Raw genomic sequence first — 15,247 nt, 5'->3', positions numbered from 1 at the left:
AACCATGAGTGCTATCGTAGATATCATCGGCCGCGAGATTCTCGATTCGCGAGGCAATCCGACCGTCGAATGCGACGTGTTGCTCGAGTCGGGCACGATGGGCCGCGCGGCGGTGCCTTCGGGCGCATCCACCGGCTCGCGCGAGGCCATCGAATTGCGCGACGGCGAAGCGGGCCGCTACGGCGGCAAGGGCGTGCTTAAGGCCGTCGAACACATCAACACCGAGATTTCCGAAGCCATCATGGGCCTCGACGCCTCGGAACAGGCTTTCCTCGACAAGACCCTGCTCGAACTCGACGGCACCGACAACAAGTCGCGTCTCGGCGCGAACGCGATGCTCGCGGTGTCGATGGCGGTCGCGAAGGCTGCCGCCGAAGAAGCCGGCCTGCCGCTGTACCGCTACTTCGGCGGCTCGGGCGCGATGCAGCTTCCGGTGCCGATGATGAACATCGTCAACGGCGGCGCGCACGCGAACAACAGCCTGGACATCCAGGAATTCATGATCGTCCCGGTGAGCCAGCCGACGTTCCGCGAAGCGCTGCGTTGCGGCGCGGAAGTGTTCCACGCGCTGAAGAAGATCCTGGCCGAGCGCGGCATGAGCACCGCGGTGGGCGACGAAGGCGGCTTCGCGCCGAACTTCGGCAGCAACGACGAGTGCCTGTCGACGATTCTGCAAGCCATCGAGAAGGCCGGTTATCGCGCCGGTGAAGATGTGCTGCTCGCGCTCGACTGCGCGGCGAGCGAGTTCTATCACGACGGCAAGTACCAACTGGCTGGCGAAGGCCTGCAACTGTCGTCGACCGAATTCGCGGATTACCTCGCCACGCTCGCCGACAAGTTCCCGATCGTGTCGATCGAAGACGGCATGCACGAGTCGGACTGGGAAGGCTGGAAGACGCTGACCGACAAGCTCGGCAAGAAGATCCAGCTCGTCGGCGACGATCTCTTCGTCACGAACACGCGCATTCTGAAGGAAGGCATCGAGAAGGGCATCGCGAACTCGATCCTCATCAAGATCAACCAGATCGGCACGCTGACGGAAACCTTCGCGGCGATCGAAATGGCCAAGCGTGCGGGCTACACGGCGGTCATCTCGCACCGCTCGGGCGAGACGGAAGATTCGACCATCGCGGACATCGCGGTCGGCCTGAACGCCGGCCAGATCAAGACCGGCTCGCTGTCGCGCAGCGATCGCATCTCGAAGTACAACCAGTTGCTGCGCATCGAGGAAGATCTCGGCGATATCGCCAGCTACCCGGGCAAGTCGGCGTTTTATAACTTGCGCTAAAGCTTTTGCCGCTTTAGTCGATAAGGACGCTTAGTGGTCTTTGAAGCGTCATCTTTTGAAGCCCGTCGCCCGGGGCAGCTTGCCGCCGGGCGGCGCTTATTTCGGCTACGTGAATGCGGCTCGTAACTGTCGTTCTGGTTCTTTTGCTGGTGCTGATCCAATACCCGCTCTGGTGGGGACATGGCGGCTGGCTGCGCGTGCATGAATTGCAGCAGCAGCTCGCGCAGCAGACGGACAAGAACACGAATCTGAGACTGCGCAACGAGCGCGTCCAGGGCGAAGTGCAGGACCTGCAAAACGGCACCGCCGCCGTGGAAGAGCGCGCGCGCTACGAGATGGGCATGGTGAAGGACAGCGAGGTGTTCGTGCAGTTCGTCTCGCCGAATTCGAACGCGCCCGTCAATTCCGCGAACGTGCCGGGCATGAACGGCTCGACGCGCGGTCAGGTTTCAGCGGCGCCGCTGCGCGTGGTGCCGAATCCCGTGTCGCGCTCGAAGCAGGAGTTGCGCGAGCTGGACAAGAAGGCGCAGAAGGAAAAAGCGGCCGAAGCGAAGAAAAAGCAGCAGGGCGCGGCGCAGTAAGACGCCGGCTGGTTGAGATAAAAAATGGCGCGGTCACGACCGCGCCATTTTTGTATTTGGCAGACAAAGGCGGATGGCCGCCTCGCCTACCACGAAGTGCCGAATCCGATGCCGGTGCCCCAGTACGGGCCGCCCCAGCCGCCGCTCGAATAGCCGCCGTAGACCGACACCGGCGCGGGCGCGTAGAACTGCGACATCGTCTTCGCGGCGTTGCCAGCCGCGGCTGCCTGCTGCGATTCGTTGAGCGCCTGCTTGTCGATGGCGTTGTAGCGGTCCATCTCCTGCTGCGGCGTGAGCGTCTGTTGCGGCGCAGGCGATGTGTCGGGCAAGCGGCTGTAGATCGGCGACGGGCCGGGCGGATCCATCATGCAGCCGGCGACGAGCGCGACCCCGGCCAGACACGGCAGCAATTTCCAGTTGAGTGTTGCGGTTTTCATTTTGCGACCTCCAGCGGGCCGGACATCTGTGCAGGAGTCCCATCATAGCTTGCGGAATCTGTCGTGAGAGCCGGGCCGAAAGCAGGCCGCAAGCGGCGCGCCGTGCTTCGAGCGCCACCGGCGCGCGTGGCGAAACCTCGACTGGACAAGGCTTGCGCGGCGTTTCAGTGGCGCCGGTCCGACGCCGGGCTCACACCTTGTGAGAGTTCGTTTGCGACAAAAAGTTGCGCAACGTCGACGGAGTCGAAGTCATAGCGCTGGTTGCAGAACTCGCAATGCACTTCGACATTGCCGCGCTCCACGATCACGCTGTCGACTTCCTCGCGGCCGAGCATCTTCAGCATGCCGCCGACCTTCTCGCGCGAACATGTGCACTGGAAGCGCGCGGCTGCCGGCTCGAAGTGCTGGACGTTTTCTTGCCAGAAAAGGCGCTTGAACACGGTATCCGGCTCTTCCTTCAGCAATTCCTCGTTCGAAAGCGTGCTGCCGAGATGGCAGACGCGCTGCCACGTATCGGCGTCGTGCTCGCCCGGATGCGGAACGATGCCGCCATCGCCCGGCAGCTTCTGCAGCAGCAGGCCGACGGCGCGGTCGGTATCGGCGGCGAGCCACAAGCGTGTGTCGAGCTGCTCGGAGTGATGCATGTAGTGCTCGAGCACTTCGGCCATCGACTTGAGCGCGCCATGCTCGTCCGACAGCGGCACGATGCCCTGATACGGTTGCTGCCCCGGCTTTTTGTCGGAGGGATCGAGCGTGATGACGCAGCGGCCGCGCCCGTGACGGTTCAGCAGGTCCGGCAGCGACATTTCGCTGTCGAGCTCGCTCTCGCCGCCATCGGCCAGCTTCGCCGTGGCGCGCAGCGACAGGTTGGAATTGCACTGCACGACCAGCATCTTCACGGGGCCGTCGCCGTAGATCTGCATGATGAGCGTGCCGTCGAACTTGAGGTTCGCGGACAGCAGCGCGCATGCGGCCATCATTTCGCCGAGCACGTTGCGCACGGCCACGGGATACGAGCGGCGCGCGAGCACTTCCTGCCACGTATGACGCAACGAGACGATCTCGCCGCGCACCGGCGCCGCGTTGAACATGAATTTCTGCAACTGGTCGTTCACAACTCTTCCTTGGGTGTTGAGGCTGCTGCGCCGTCTCGTGCGGCGTCCGTTCAGCCGATACGCACGAGGTGCGCCTTGTAATATTCGCGACGGTCGGCATAACTCGCCGTGGCCGCACGCATGCGGGCGATATCCGCCTCGCCGATTTCCCGCACTGCCTTGGCGGGCGCGCCGAGAATCAGCGTATTGTCCGGAAACACCTTGCCTTCGGTGACGACGGCGCCCGCGCCAACCAGACAGTTGCGGCCGATCACCGCGCCATTCAAGACCACCGCCTGGATTCCGATCAGCGAGCCTTCCTTGATCGTGCAGCCGTGCAGCATTGCCTGATGGCCGACGGTGACATCGCTCTCGATCGTCAGAGGAAAACCCGGATCGGCGTGGAGTACCGCGCCTTCCTGCACGTTGCTGCCGCGTCCGACGACGATCGGCTCGTTGTCGCCGCGCAGCGCCGCGCCGGGCCAGACACTCGCGTTTTCCTCGAGCGTCACCCGGCCGATGATGGTCGCGGTGTCCGCGAGAAACACGCTTTCGTGGATGGTCGGGGCGTCGTCGCCGAGTTTGTAGATGGCCACATTGTCTCCTGAGGCGTGATGTCGTGAAGGTGGGACTACAATGCGCGCCTGCCGGTGAGGCGGCGCACGCGCATTGTTGCGCGTTTTGAGGCGTCCGCCGGGATTACCATTTTAGCTGTTTGCCGTAAGCGTCCGCTGGAACGCAGTGTTCGACGCCCGTTTTCGAGACAGTCCGATGCACGACCTTGTCATTTCCCCGGAAGCCGATGACTGCGCCCGCCGCGCAGCGCTCGCGGTCCTGCGCGAGCGCGATCCCGCGACGAAAGCCGCGCGCGCCCGCGCACTTTTCGATGCGGCGCGCGCCCAGCCGTCGCGGATCGATCCACGAGCCGAGTTCGCGGAACCCGGCGATCTGCCTGGCCGGCCCGAGCGTCCGGCGCTCGTGGAGCCATCGTCGCTGAAGCGTCGCAGCATGCAGTCGGATGCGGGGCGCGCCGTGCTGTTGCACGCGCTCGCGCACATCGAATTCAACGCGATCAATCTCGCGCTCGATGCCGTCTGGCGATTTCCGTCGATGCCGCAGGATTTTTATCTCGACTGGTTGAAGGTGGCGGCGGAGGAGGCGCATCACTTTTCGCTGCTGAGCGCGCGCCTCGCCGATTTCGGCCACGCTTACGGCGACTTCCCGGCGCACGATGGGCTGTGGGACATGGCGCAACGCACGCGCGGCGATGTGCTGGCGCGCATGGCGCTCGTGCCGCGGACACTGGAGGCGCGCGGGCTCGACGCGTCGCCGCCGATCAGAAAGCGTCTCGCGCAGGCGGGCGATCACCCGTCCGCGGCGATCCTCGACGTCATCCTGCGCGATGAAATCGGCCATGTGTTGATCGGCAATCGCTGGTTCCGGTTTCTGTGCGACGCGCGAAATCTGGACCCGCACACGACTTACGAACGCCTCGCCGCGCGATATCGCGCGCCGAAGCTGCGCGGCCCGTTCAATTTCGAAGCGCGCCGCGACGCCGGTTTCGACGAAGCCGAACTGCGCGCACTCGCCGGCCTCGACGATGCGAAGTAGGGCAGGTTCTTCGTCGCTATAATCGAACGATCATCCTTTTTTACTTCGAGACGACACCATGAAAGATTCGCGCTCCGAATTCGTCGACGCGCGCGGCGTGCGCCTGCACGTACGCCGCTGGGGCTCGCCCGACGCCCCGATGCTCTTCATGCTGCACGGCTGGATGGATATCGGCGCGTCGTTCCAGTTCGTCGTCGATGCACTCGCGGGCGACTGGCAAGTGCTCGCGCCCGATGCGCGCGGCTTCGGGCTCTCCGACTGGCCGGTCGCGCAGAAGGGCGGCGGCCATTACTACTTTCCCGACTATCTCTCCGATCTCGACGTGCTGTTCGACCATTACGCGCCGGGCGGTCAGGTGAACATCGTCGGCCACAGCATGGGCGCGAACGTCGCGCTGCTGTACGCGGGCGTGCGGCCCGCGCGCGTGCGCCGCGTGGTCGATCTCGAAGGCTTCGGATTGCCGGCGGCGCGCGCGTCGCAATCGCCGGGGCGCATTTCCCAATGGCTCGACGATCTGCGCGCGCCGCCCGCGCTGCGCAGCTACGCGAGCCTCGACGAAGTCGCCGACCGGCTGATCCGCACGAATCCGCGTCTGCCGCTCGCGCGTGCGCGCTATCTCGCGCAACACTGGTCCCGCGAGGAAGCGGATGGGCGCTTCCATCTGCTTGCCGATCCGGCGCACAAATTGCGCGGACCGACGCTGTATCGGCTCGACGAGGTGAGCGCGGCGTGGGCGCGCGTGGCGGCGCCCGTGCTGCACGTCGAGGCGAAGGATTCGCCGACGCTCGCGGCTTTCGCGGGCGAGACGCCCATCGCCGAATTCAAGACGCGCTTTCAGGCGTTTCCCGACTGGCGCGAGGAAATCGTCGACGAGGCCGGTCACATGATCCATCACGATCAGCCGGAGCGCGTCGCGGCGCTCGTCGAATCGTTCTGCGCGTGAGCGGCGCAGCACGGAACGAAGGAACTACATAATCGGCTTGTCGCGCCGATACAGTTAGAATGTGAGTGAAGCCCGATAAACGACGATGAACGCCGATCTGCATTGCCATTCCACCGTGTCCGACGGACAGTTTGCGCCCGCCGATGTCGCCGCGCGCGCGCACGCGAACGGCGTCACGCTATGGTCGCTGACGGATCACGATCAGCTTGGCGGGCAGGACGAAGCGAAGAAGGCCGCCGAGGCGCTCGGCATGCGCTATCTGCCCGGCGTCGAGATTTCGGTGACGTGGGCGTCGCGCACGGTGCATATCGTCGGCATGAACGTCGATCCGCATAACGATGCGCTGCGCAAGGGGCTCGAATCGACGCGCAACGGGCGCGCGGCGCGCGGCGTGGCGATCGGCGAGGCGCTCGCGGCGGTCGGCATTCCGGATTGCTACGAAGGCGCGCTGCGCTTCACCGACGATCCCGACATGATCTCGCGCACGCACTTCGCGCGGTATCTGGTGGAGGCGGGGTATGCGCAGTCCACGTCGGATGTGTTCGCGCGCTATCTCGGCGACGGCAAGCCGGGTTTCGTCGGGCATTGCTGGGCGAAGCTCGCGGACGCCGTGAAATGGATCAAGGATGCGGGCGGAGAGCCGATCATCGCGCATCCGGGCCGCTATGACTTCACGCCGGTCGAATTCGCCGCGCTCTTCGATGAATTCATCGAGCTCGGCGGCCGGGCCATCGAAGTCGTGACGGGCAGCCATACGCCCGACCAGTACCGCGAATACGCCGATGTCGCGCGCCGCTATGGGTTCGAGGCATCGCGCGGCTCGGACTTCCACGGCGCGGGCGAAGGGCGCGTCGATCTCGGCCTGCTTCCGCCGTTGCCCGACGATCTCACGCCTGTCTGGGAGCGCTGGCTTTAGCGTTCCCGCGGCGCGCGTCTTTCTGTTCGCGCGCACGGTCTTTGCATCACCTGTGATTTTCCGCACGCGCATCGCGCAGGGCGCGCTCGCGCGCGAGACAAGAAGTCGCGCGCCGCTCGGCCCATCGCGATAACGATCGAAACAATAAGGCGTCGCCATGTCTCAATTCTTTCGCATTCATCCGGATAATCCGCAGCCGCGGCTCATCAATCAGGCCGTGCAGATCATCAAGGACGGCGGTCTCGTCGCGTTGCCGACCGATTCGAGCTACGCGCTCGGCTGCCATCTCGACGACAAGGACGCGGTCGAGCGATTGCGACGCGTGCGCGGCATCGACGACAAGCAGTTGCTCTCCCTGCTCGTGCGCGACCTCTCCGAGCTGTCCAATTTCGCCATGGTCGACAACCAGCAGTATCGGCTGATCAAGTCGGTGACGCCTGGGCCTTACGTTTTCGTGCTGCAGGCGACCAAGGAAGTGCCGCGGCGGCTTTCGCATCCGTCGCGCAAGACGATCGGGCTGCGCGTGCCCGATCACGCGATCACGCTCGCGTTGCTGGAGGCGCTCGGCGAGCCGCTGCTTGCATCGACGCTGATCCTGCCGCCCGACACCGAGCCGCTCAACGACGCCGAGGAAATCCGCGAACGCCTCGAAAAACAGATCGAACTCGTGATCGATGCCGGCGCGTGTCCGGCGGAGCCGTCCACGGTGATCGATCTTTCTTCGGGGGAGCCAGTGCTCGTGCGCGCGGGGAGAGGCAGTCTCGAACCGTTCGGGCTCACGGCGTAAGCGCCGCGCAGTAGCGCACACGGGCATACGACCCGATTAAGCGTTTGCTCACACCATGGGCGAAATAGTGCGCGCCCGGCGCCGCCGTGCGTGTCTGATCCAACCTGCCTGCTTGTTACAATACCGCCCTATGGATGCTTCCCTGATACAGACCATCGCGGTCTACGCGCTCCCCGTGATTTTCGCGATCACGCTGCACGAGGCCGCGCATGGCTACGCCGCGCGACTGCTCGGCGACAACACGGCCTACGTTCTCGGCCGCGTTTCGATGAACCCGATGCGCCACATCGACCCGATCGGCACGATCGTCATTCCGATCGTCCTTTACTTCGTGACGAGCGGTGCGTTCATGTTCGGCTATGCGAAGCCCGTGCCCGTGGCGTTCGGCAACCTGCGCAATCCGCGCTGGGGCAGCCTGTGGGTCGCGGCGGCCGGGCCGGGCAGCAACTTCGCCCAGGCGATCGTCTGGGGCGTGATCTTCGTGCTGCTGCGGGCCTTTCACATCGACGAGCCGTTCTTCACGGGCATGGCTCAGGCGGGCATCAGCGTGAATCTCGTGCTCGGCGTGCTCAATCTCTTTCCGTTGCCGCCGCTCGACGGCGGGCGTGTCGTCATGGCGCTTCTGCCGGTGCGCGCGTCCATCGCGTTTTCGAAGCTCGAGCCGTACGGCTTCTTCATCGTGATGGCGCTCGTCGTGACCGGCGTGCTGACGCGCTTCTGGCTCGGGCCGCTCGTGAACGTCGGCTATACGGCGGTGTCGGCTATCTTGAATCCCCTCGCTTCACTATTCCCATAACATCATGTTCCCTGACCGTATCTTCTCCGGCATGCGGCCCACCGGGTCGCTGCACCTCGGCCACTATCACGGCGTGCTGAAAAACTGGGTGCGGCTGCAGTCCGAGTATCCGTGCTTCTTCGCAGTGGTCGACTGGCACGCGCTCACGACGCACTACGAGACGCCCGAGGTCATCGAGAAAAACGTCTGGGAAGTGCTCATCGACTGGCTGGCGTCCGGCATCGACCCGGCACAGGCGACGCTCTTCATCCAGAGCCGCGTGCCCGAGCACGCCGAACTTTCGCTGCTGCTCGGCATGGGCACGCCGCTCGGCTGGCTCGAACGCGTGCCGACCTACAAGGAGCAGATCGAAAAGCTGCGCGAAAAGGATCTGTCGACGTACGGCTTCCTCGGCTATCCGGTGCTGATGGCGGCGGACATCCTGCTGTATCGCGCGTCGCTCGTGCCGGTGGGCGAGGATCAGGTGCCGCACGTGGAAATGACGCGCGAGATCGCGCGCCGCTTCAACTATCTCTATGGCAAGGAGCCGGATTTCGAGGAGAAGGCGCTCGAAGCGGCCAAGAAACTCGGCGGCAAGCGCTCGAAGCTGTATCACGAGCTGCGCGTCGCGTATCAGCAGGAAGGCGACGACGAAGCGCTCGAACAAGCACGCGCGATGCTGCAGGAATCGCAAAGCCTGTCGATGAGCGATCGCGAGCGTCTGTTCGGCTATCTCGAAGGCGCGCGCAAGATCATTCTGGTCGAGCCGCAGGTTCTCCTGACCGAAGCGTCGCGCATGCCGGGCCTCGACGGCCAGAAGATGTCGAAGTCGTACGGTAACACCATCGGCTTGCGTGAGGACGCGGCGACCATCGAGCAGAAAGTCCGCAAGATGCCGACCGACCCGGCGCGCGTGCGCCGCACCGATCCGGGCGATCCCGACAAGTGTCCGGTGTGGCAACTGCATCAGGTCTACACCGACGAGAACACGCACGAATGGGTGCAGAAGGGCTGCCGCAGCGCGGGCATCGGCTGTCTGGAGTGCAAGCAGCCGGTGATCGAAGGCATCCTGCGCGAGCAGCAGCCGATGCTGGAACGCGCGCAGAAGTACATGGACGATCCGTCGCTGTTGCGCGCGATCGTCGCGGACGGCTGCGACAAGGCGCGCAAGTTCGCGACCGAAACGATGCGCGACGTGCGCGAGGCCATGGGGCTGTCTTACAACTGATGGACAGTGCGATCATTCCGTGGGTCGCGCGCTGGGCGCATCTCGTCGCGCCCGGCGGCGCGGTCCTCGACGTCGCCGCGGGCAGCGGGCGCCACGCGCGCTGGTTCGCGGCGCGCGGTTTTTCCGTGCTGGCGGTCGATCGTGACGCGGACGCGCTCGCGTCGATGGCGGCGCTCGAAGGCATCGAAACGCTTGCCGCCGATCTGGAAAACGGCGCGCCGTGGCCGCTTTCGGGCGATCGAAAGTTCGATGCCGTCGTCGTCACCAACTATCTGCATCGGCCGCTGTTCGGGCACTTCATCGACGCGCTCGCGCCCGGCGGCGTGCTGATCTATGAAACGTTCGCGGCGGGCAACGGCAGTATCGGCAAGCCGTCGAATCCGGCGTTTCTGCTCGAACCCGGCGAACTGCTCGAAGCGGTGCGAGGGCGACTGCGCGTGATCGGCTACGAAGACGGGTTCGTCGATGACCCGCGCCCTGCCTACGTGCAGCGAATCTGTGCGGTTCGCGCACCGCAGTCAGCGGAAAACCCACTCACGATTAGTAACATACCCCCGGGTCCGCCACGTTACGCGCTCGGCGGCTAATCCGCTACAATCGCGTAATATCGCTTTTTGCGATTAAATTCACGATTAAATTCATAGAGTTTCATGACAAACGGAACACACGGCGGCATCCAGATCCGCGGCAGTATCCCTGCCATCGTCACACCGATGCACGAGGACGGTAGTCTCGATCTGCCGGCGTTTCGAAAACTGATCGACTGGCACGTCGAACAAGGCTCGAACGGACTCGTCGTGGTCGGCACCAGTGGCGAGTCGGCCACTTTGTCGGTCGAAGAACACATCCTGATGATCCAGACGGCCGTCGAGCATACGGCCAAGCGCTTTCCGATCATCGCGGGCGCGGGCGGCAATTCGACCGCCGAAGCCATCGAGCTCTCGAAGCAGGCCAAAAAGGTCGGCGCCGACGCCACGCTGCAAGTCGTTCCGTATTACAACAAGCCGACGCAGGAAGGCATGTATCGCCATTTCAAGGCGATCGCCGAAGCCGTCGATCTGCCGGTGCTGCTCTACAACGTGCCGGGCCGCACCGTTGCCGACATGAGCAACGAAACGATCCTGCGCCTCGCGGACGTGCCGGGCATCATCGGCGTCAAGGAAGCGACGGGCAACATCGATCGCGCTGCGCATCTGATCAAGCACGCGCCGGCGCATTTCAGCATCTTCAGCGGCGACGATCCCACGGCGATCGCGCTCATGCTGCTCGGCGGACACGGCAACATCTCGGTGACGGCCAACGTCGCGCCGAAGGAAATGAGCCAGCTCTGCCGCGCCGCGATCGAAGGCGATGCGATCACCGCGCGCCGCATCCATCTGAAGCTGCTGTCGCTGCACAAGCAACTCTTCTGCGAATCGAATCCGATTCCGGCCAAATGGGCGCTGCAGGCGCTCGGCCGCATGGAAGGCGGCATCCGGCTGCCGCTCACGCCGCTCGACGCGCGCTATCACGACGTGGTGCGTGGCGCGTTGCGCGACGCCGGGCTCCTCGCCTGATCGCATGGGGCGGCGCGCCGAGTCACAAGGAATCGAAAGCCGCGCCGCCGCACGTGATCGAAATGAACCACACCTTCAGTCATCAACCGCCGCTCATTGGCCTCGACATTGGCCTCGCTGAGCCGCTCGCCTAGAGCGGGTTCGGCGCGAGGCAATGCGCATCAGCAGCAAAGAAGGACCTCATGAAACGTTCCGCTCTTCTTACTCGTGCCAAACGCCTGGGCGTGCTGTCGCTCGGCGCCGGTGCGGTCTTCGCGCTCGCGGGTTGCGACACGCTCAACGACTGGCTCGCGCCGGATCGCGTCAACTACAAGGCTGCTGAAACCGCACCCTCGCTGGCCGTTCCGTCCGACCTGACCACGGCCGACATCAGCCAGCGTTATGCCGCGCCGCCCAAGATCAACTCGCTCGGCGGCGCCGCGGAGCGAGCGGTCACGCCGGCCGGCAACGCGACGCTCGGCGTGCCGAACGCGCAGGATCCGTTCGGCATGCACATCGAAAGCGATGGCGATCACCGCTGGCTCGTCGTCGATGGCCGTTCGCCGGACCAGGTCTGGGGACCGCTGAAGGAGTTCTGGGAAGAGAACGGCTTCACGCTCAAGACCGATGCCCCGCAGACGGGCATCATGGCGACGGACTGGGCCGAAAACCGCGCGAACATTCCGAACGACTGGTTCAGGAACAGCGTGGGCAAGCTGCTCGACTTCGCGTACTCGTCGGGTACGCGCGACATGTTCCGCACGCAGGTCGATCGCGCATCCGATGGCTCGACCGACATCTCCGTCACGCACAGCGCGATGGAAGAAGTGCTGACGGGGCAGGACAAGACGTCGTCGCGCTGGGAGGCGCGTCCGCGTAATCCGCAGCTCGAAGCCGCGGTGCTCACGAAGCTGATGCAGAAGTTCGGCCTGACCGAAAAGCAGTCGCAGCAGTTGATGGCGCAAGCGCGTCCGATCGGCGCGAAGGTCGCGGTCGACCCGAGCGCGGGCGGCTCCACGCTCGATCTCGCCGAGCCGTTCGATCGCGCCTGGCTGCGTGTGGGCCTCGCGCTCGATCGCACCAACTTCACGGTCGACAATCGCGATCGCGACAAGGGCATCTACTACGTCCATTTTTCGGACTCCATGGCGGAGCTGAAGAAGGACGGCCTCTTCGGCAAGTTCTTCTCGAGCAACACGCCGAAGCCGACGCGCCAGTTCCTCGTCAACGTGAGGCCGAAGGCCGACTCGGTCACGCAAGTCGGCGTCGTCGATGCGAACGGCCAGCCGGACACGTCGTCCGATGCGCAGCGCATCGTTTCCTTGCTGCACGCGCAGTTGAACTAACGACATCCTGAAGTGAAGACATCGTGAGATTCGCCAGTCTCGGCAGCGGCAGCGAGGGCAATGCATTGCTCGTCGAGGCATCGAGCGGTACGACGACGACGCGCGTGCTGCTCGATTGCGGATTCTCCGGCAAGGAGGTCGAGCGCCGTCTCGCGCGTCTGAACTGCCGTGCCGAAGATCTCGACGCCATCGTCATCACGCATGAGCACACGGACCATATCGGCAGCGCGCTGACGCTGGCGCGCCGCTGGTCGATTCCGCTGTACATGAGCTGGGGCACGGCGCGCGCGATCGGCGCCGATGAAGCCAAGGTCGAATTGAACGTGCTATGGGGCGATGAAAGCGTCGCCATCGGCGATCTGAGCGTGCTGCCGTACACCGTGCCTCACGATGCGCGTGAGCCGCTGCAATACGTGTTCTCCGACGGCGCGAGCCGGCTCGGCGTGTTGACGGATGTCGGCGTGTCGACGCCGCATATCACGAGCGTGCTGAGCGGCTGCGACGCGCTCGTGCTCGAATCCAATCACGATGTCGAGATGCTTGCCGCGAGCCGCTATCCGCCGATGCTCAAGGCGCGTATTGGCGGCACGCATGGACACCTGAATAACGAAGCGGCGGCGGCCATTCTCGCGTCGCTGGATCGCTCCAAGCTGCGCCATCTCGTGGCCGCGCATCTGAGTCAGCAAAACAATCTGCCGCACCTCGCGCAGGCGGCGCTTGCGTCCGTGTTGGGCGCGAGTGCGGTGGACGTCGTCGTCGCGACTCAGGCGGAAGGCTTCGACTGGCTCACGCTCTGAATCGAAGATGCCTTGCGCGCCGACCGACGCCGCAAGCAGATACAAAAGCAGATACAAAAAAACCGGCCCAAGGGCCGGTTCTTTCGTTGGCAGACCGCATGAAGCGGCCTGCGGCGTAGCGCTAGCCTTACTGGCTTGCGCCCGATGCCGGAGCGGCAGCCGAAGCGGCAGCGTCCGAAGCTGCGCCAGCAGCCGAAGCTGCGTCGCTTGCAGCGGCCGAAGCGCTCGATGCAGCAGCGTTTGCGTCCGAAGCAGCAGCAGCCGGAGCCGAAGCAGCCGACGTATCGCTTGCAGCGCTCGGAGCAGCCGTTTCGCTAGACTTGTTGCATGCAGCCAGAGCAACAGCAGCCAACAGGGATGCTACGAGGAGGGATTTCTTCATGATCACGTCCTTTTATGGTTAAAGGTAAGCAACAGCGCAAAGTACCGGTAATGTGTGCTCCAACACCGACCTGGGCCGCTGTGGAGACTCACAATTCTTTTTTATGTGAGACTTCCTACGGCTTGGCCGGAAATTATAGGCACTTTCGTAACGACCGTCGATAAATCAGGGGACGATACGTTGTCTTTCTCATACAAATTTTCATATTGCGGAACAGCAAATTTCTAGCATCTGCTGTATTCCGTGAAATCCTGTAAAGGCACGCCCGTCAAGGCAAAGCGCCCAAAAGAATCCAGCCCGCACGATACCATTCGTGTAGCAGCGCTGTCATTGTCGATTCGTCTGTAAGTGTTACAAAGCGTTTCGCCTCCAGAGACCGAGTATCGGCCAATTCAGGGAGCCACTTTTTCAGCTTCGACGACAAGACTTCCGCTTCGCCATTTACGAAATAAGAACGGGCGTTGTAGAGCAAAATGGTCTTTCTATCCAGCCTGACGCCTGTCTTTTTCGCTCGTTCTACAAATTTTTGCTCATTCAGCGCACGGTCGGGTGCATCGAACACGACGTTCGCTTTCGGCTCGCTCAGATAAGTACCCAGAAACTCCGCGATGTCCTTTTCGTTCCAGTTCACGTTCGCAAGTATCGCGCCAACGCGGTCGACCAGGAGCGCGGGCAGCGCCGCTGGATTCGACACCGGCTCCTGCGCCGGATCGCGATACCGCGCGTTGCCGCGAGCACCCTCCGATGCTTCACCGGCGCGCTCGGCGAGGTGATAGAGGAACTGAGCCGTGAGCTCGTGCGACGAGGGCGCGCGAAAGCCTATCGATGCCGTCATGCATTCGCCCTCGGCGATGCCGTCGTGTGCGATATGCGGCGGCAGATAAAGCATGTCGCCCGGCTCCAGCACCCATTCTTCCTCGGGCTCGAAGTGCTGTAAAACTTTCAACGGCAGTCCGGGTTTTAGCGAAAGGTCGCGCTGCGCGCCGATTCGCCAGCGCCGCTTGCCATAGACCTGAAGCAAGAACACGTCGTAAGAGTCGAAGTGCGGTCCGACGCCGCCGCCATCGGTCGCATAGGAGATCATCAGATCGTCGAGGCGCGCGTCCGGAATGAAGCGGAACCGGTTCATCAGCGCGTGTGCGCGGTCGTGATGCAGGTTCACGCCTTGCACGAGCAGCGTCCATTCACGCTTTTTGACCGATGGCAATTCGTCGGGCGCGAACGGTCCGTGCTCCAGATTCCACGCATTGCGAAAATGCGTGATGAGCCGCGCCTCGACGTCGTCGAGATCGGCAAGTTGGAACAGTTCGTCGCGTGCGAGCGGCGCCGCGATATCGGGAATCGCCTGCCGGATCAAGAGCGGTTTCTTCTGCCAGTAACGCCGCATGAACTGTCGCGGCGTACGGTTGCCCAACAGCGGTGTGAGTTCGTCCGGCAAAGGCGCGCGGGCATGCTCGGGAAGGCCGGAAACGGGGGACGGTGTTGCGTATGAGGGCCGCTTGGGCATCGTATAATCGAGGCTTGTAT

General features: G+C 63.8%; 17 protein-coding genes. 12 read left to right on the top strand and 5 right to left on the bottom strand.

Features of this window, described 5'->3' with window-relative positions; genetic code table 11:
* Nucleotides 1-4: 4 nt before the first annotated feature.
* Both eno and ftsB read left to right on the top strand, forming a co-directional pair.
* Nucleotides 5-1,288: a phosphopyruvate hydratase gene (gene eno / locus NCS67_RS08215; protein WP_008341877.1), complete on the top strand. Its 1,284-nt coding sequence runs from the start codon at nucleotides 5-7 to the stop codon at nucleotides 1,286-1,288.
* Nucleotides 1,289-1,401: 113 nt separating this feature from the next.
* On the top strand, nucleotides 1,402-1,869 hold the full coding sequence (gene ftsB, locus NCS67_RS08210; protein WP_008341875.1) for a cell division protein FtsB: 468 nt from the start codon (nucleotides 1,402-1,404) through the stop codon (nucleotides 1,867-1,869).
* Nucleotides 1,870-1,955: 86 nt separating this feature from the next.
* On the opposite strand, the gene NCS67_RS08205 is transcribed toward ftsB, so the two are convergent.
* From NCS67_RS08205 to NCS67_RS08195, 3 genes are all read right to left on the bottom strand, one after another.
* Nucleotides 1,956-2,306 carry a hypothetical protein gene (locus NCS67_RS08205; RefSeq protein ID WP_008341874.1) on the bottom strand — a complete coding sequence of 117 codons (351 nt, stop codon included), beginning with the start codon at nucleotides 2,304-2,306 and terminating at the stop codon, nucleotides 1,956-1,958.
* A gap of 164 nt (nucleotides 2,307-2,470) precedes the next feature.
* Nucleotides 2,471-3,421: an Hsp33 family molecular chaperone HslO gene (gene hslO / locus NCS67_RS08200; RefSeq protein ID WP_008341872.1), complete on the bottom strand. Its 951-nt coding sequence runs from the start codon at nucleotides 3,419-3,421 to the stop codon at nucleotides 2,471-2,473.
* Nucleotides 3,422-3,471: 50 nt separating this feature from the next.
* Nucleotides 3,472-3,996, bottom strand: a complete 525-nt coding sequence (locus tag NCS67_RS08195; protein WP_008341871.1) for a gamma carbonic anhydrase family protein — start codon at nucleotides 3,994-3,996, stop codon at nucleotides 3,472-3,474.
* A 175-nt stretch (nucleotides 3,997-4,171) separates the two neighbouring features.
* Between NCS67_RS08195 and NCS67_RS08190 the strand changes: the two genes are divergently transcribed.
* The 10 genes from NCS67_RS08190 (at nucleotide 4,172) to NCS67_RS08145 (ending at nucleotide 13,338) form a co-directional block, all read left to right on the top strand.
* The gene (locus NCS67_RS08190; protein ID WP_250434906.1) at nucleotides 4,172-5,011 is read left to right on the top strand and encodes a ferritin-like domain-containing protein; all 840 of its coding nucleotides are present in this window, start codon (nucleotides 4,172-4,174) and stop codon (nucleotides 5,009-5,011) included.
* A gap of 58 nt (nucleotides 5,012-5,069) precedes the next feature.
* On the top strand, nucleotides 5,070-5,954 hold the full coding sequence (locus NCS67_RS08185; RefSeq protein ID WP_008341868.1) for an alpha/beta fold hydrolase: 885 nt from the start codon (nucleotides 5,070-5,072) through the stop codon (nucleotides 5,952-5,954).
* An 85-nt stretch (nucleotides 5,955-6,039) separates the two neighbouring features.
* On the top strand, nucleotides 6,040-6,870 hold the full coding sequence (locus NCS67_RS08180) for a 3',5'-nucleoside bisphosphate phosphatase (protein ID WP_008341867.1): 831 nt from the start codon (nucleotides 6,040-6,042) through the stop codon (nucleotides 6,868-6,870).
* Nucleotides 6,871-7,027: 157 nt separating this feature from the next.
* Entirely contained in the window at nucleotides 7,028-7,657 is a 630-nt protein-coding gene (locus NCS67_RS08175) for an L-threonylcarbamoyladenylate synthase (protein ID WP_008341865.1), read from the top strand.
* 130 nt (nucleotides 7,658-7,787) lie between these two features.
* The gene (locus tag NCS67_RS08170) at nucleotides 7,788-8,453 is read left to right on the top strand and encodes a site-2 protease family protein (protein ID WP_008341863.1); all 666 of its coding nucleotides are present in this window, start codon (nucleotides 7,788-7,790) and stop codon (nucleotides 8,451-8,453) included.
* Nucleotides 8,454-8,457: 4 nt separating this feature from the next.
* Nucleotides 8,458-9,660, top strand: coding sequence for a tryptophan--tRNA ligase (locus tag NCS67_RS08165; RefSeq protein WP_008341861.1), 1,203 nt, complete (start codon nucleotides 8,458-8,460; stop codon nucleotides 9,658-9,660).
* Nucleotides 9,660-10,247, top strand: a complete 588-nt coding sequence (locus tag NCS67_RS08160) for a class I SAM-dependent methyltransferase (RefSeq protein WP_250434904.1) — start codon at nucleotides 9,660-9,662, stop codon at nucleotides 10,245-10,247. Before NCS67_RS08165 ends, NCS67_RS08160 begins: the two co-directional genes overlap by 1 nt.
* Nucleotides 10,248-10,310: 63 nt before the next feature.
* Complete coding sequence (dapA, locus tag NCS67_RS08155; RefSeq protein ID WP_008341856.1) at nucleotides 10,311-11,216, top strand: 4-hydroxy-tetrahydrodipicolinate synthase; 906 nt, start codon at nucleotides 10,311-10,313, stop codon at nucleotides 11,214-11,216.
* Nucleotides 11,217-11,398: 182 nt separating this feature from the next.
* A complete protein-coding gene (gene bamC, locus NCS67_RS08150) occupies nucleotides 11,399-12,541 on the top strand; it encodes an NlpB/DapX family lipoprotein (protein ID WP_008341855.1) in 1,143 nt (380 codons plus the stop codon).
* 23 nt (nucleotides 12,542-12,564) lie between these two features.
* Nucleotides 12,565-13,338, top strand: a complete 774-nt coding sequence (locus NCS67_RS08145) for an MBL fold metallo-hydrolase (protein ID WP_008341854.1) — start codon at nucleotides 12,565-12,567, stop codon at nucleotides 13,336-13,338.
* A 127-nt stretch (nucleotides 13,339-13,465) separates the two neighbouring features.
* Here the strand turns inward: NCS67_RS08145 and NCS67_RS08140 are convergent, their stop codons facing one another.
* Both NCS67_RS08140 and NCS67_RS08135 read right to left on the bottom strand, forming a co-directional pair.
* Entirely contained in the window at nucleotides 13,466-13,720 is a 255-nt protein-coding gene (locus tag NCS67_RS08140) for a hypothetical protein (RefSeq protein WP_074168913.1), read from the bottom strand.
* Between the two features lie 268 nt (nucleotides 13,721-13,988).
* Nucleotides 13,989-15,227 (bottom strand): cupin domain-containing protein, encoded by a 1,239-nt coding sequence (locus NCS67_RS08135; protein ID WP_250434902.1) that lies wholly within the window; start codon nucleotides 15,225-15,227, stop codon nucleotides 13,989-13,991.
* Between the last annotated feature and the right edge of the window lie 20 nt (nucleotides 15,228-15,247).

Origin of the sequence: Caballeronia sp. ATUFL_F2_KS9A (genome assembly GCF_023630765.1) — a bacterium.
Taxonomy (GTDB): Bacteria; Pseudomonadota; Gammaproteobacteria; order Burkholderiales; family Burkholderiaceae; genus Caballeronia; species Caballeronia zhejiangensis.
The sequence above is the reverse complement of the archived record's forward strand: the minus strand, read 5'-3'. Positions and strand labels throughout refer to the sequence as shown.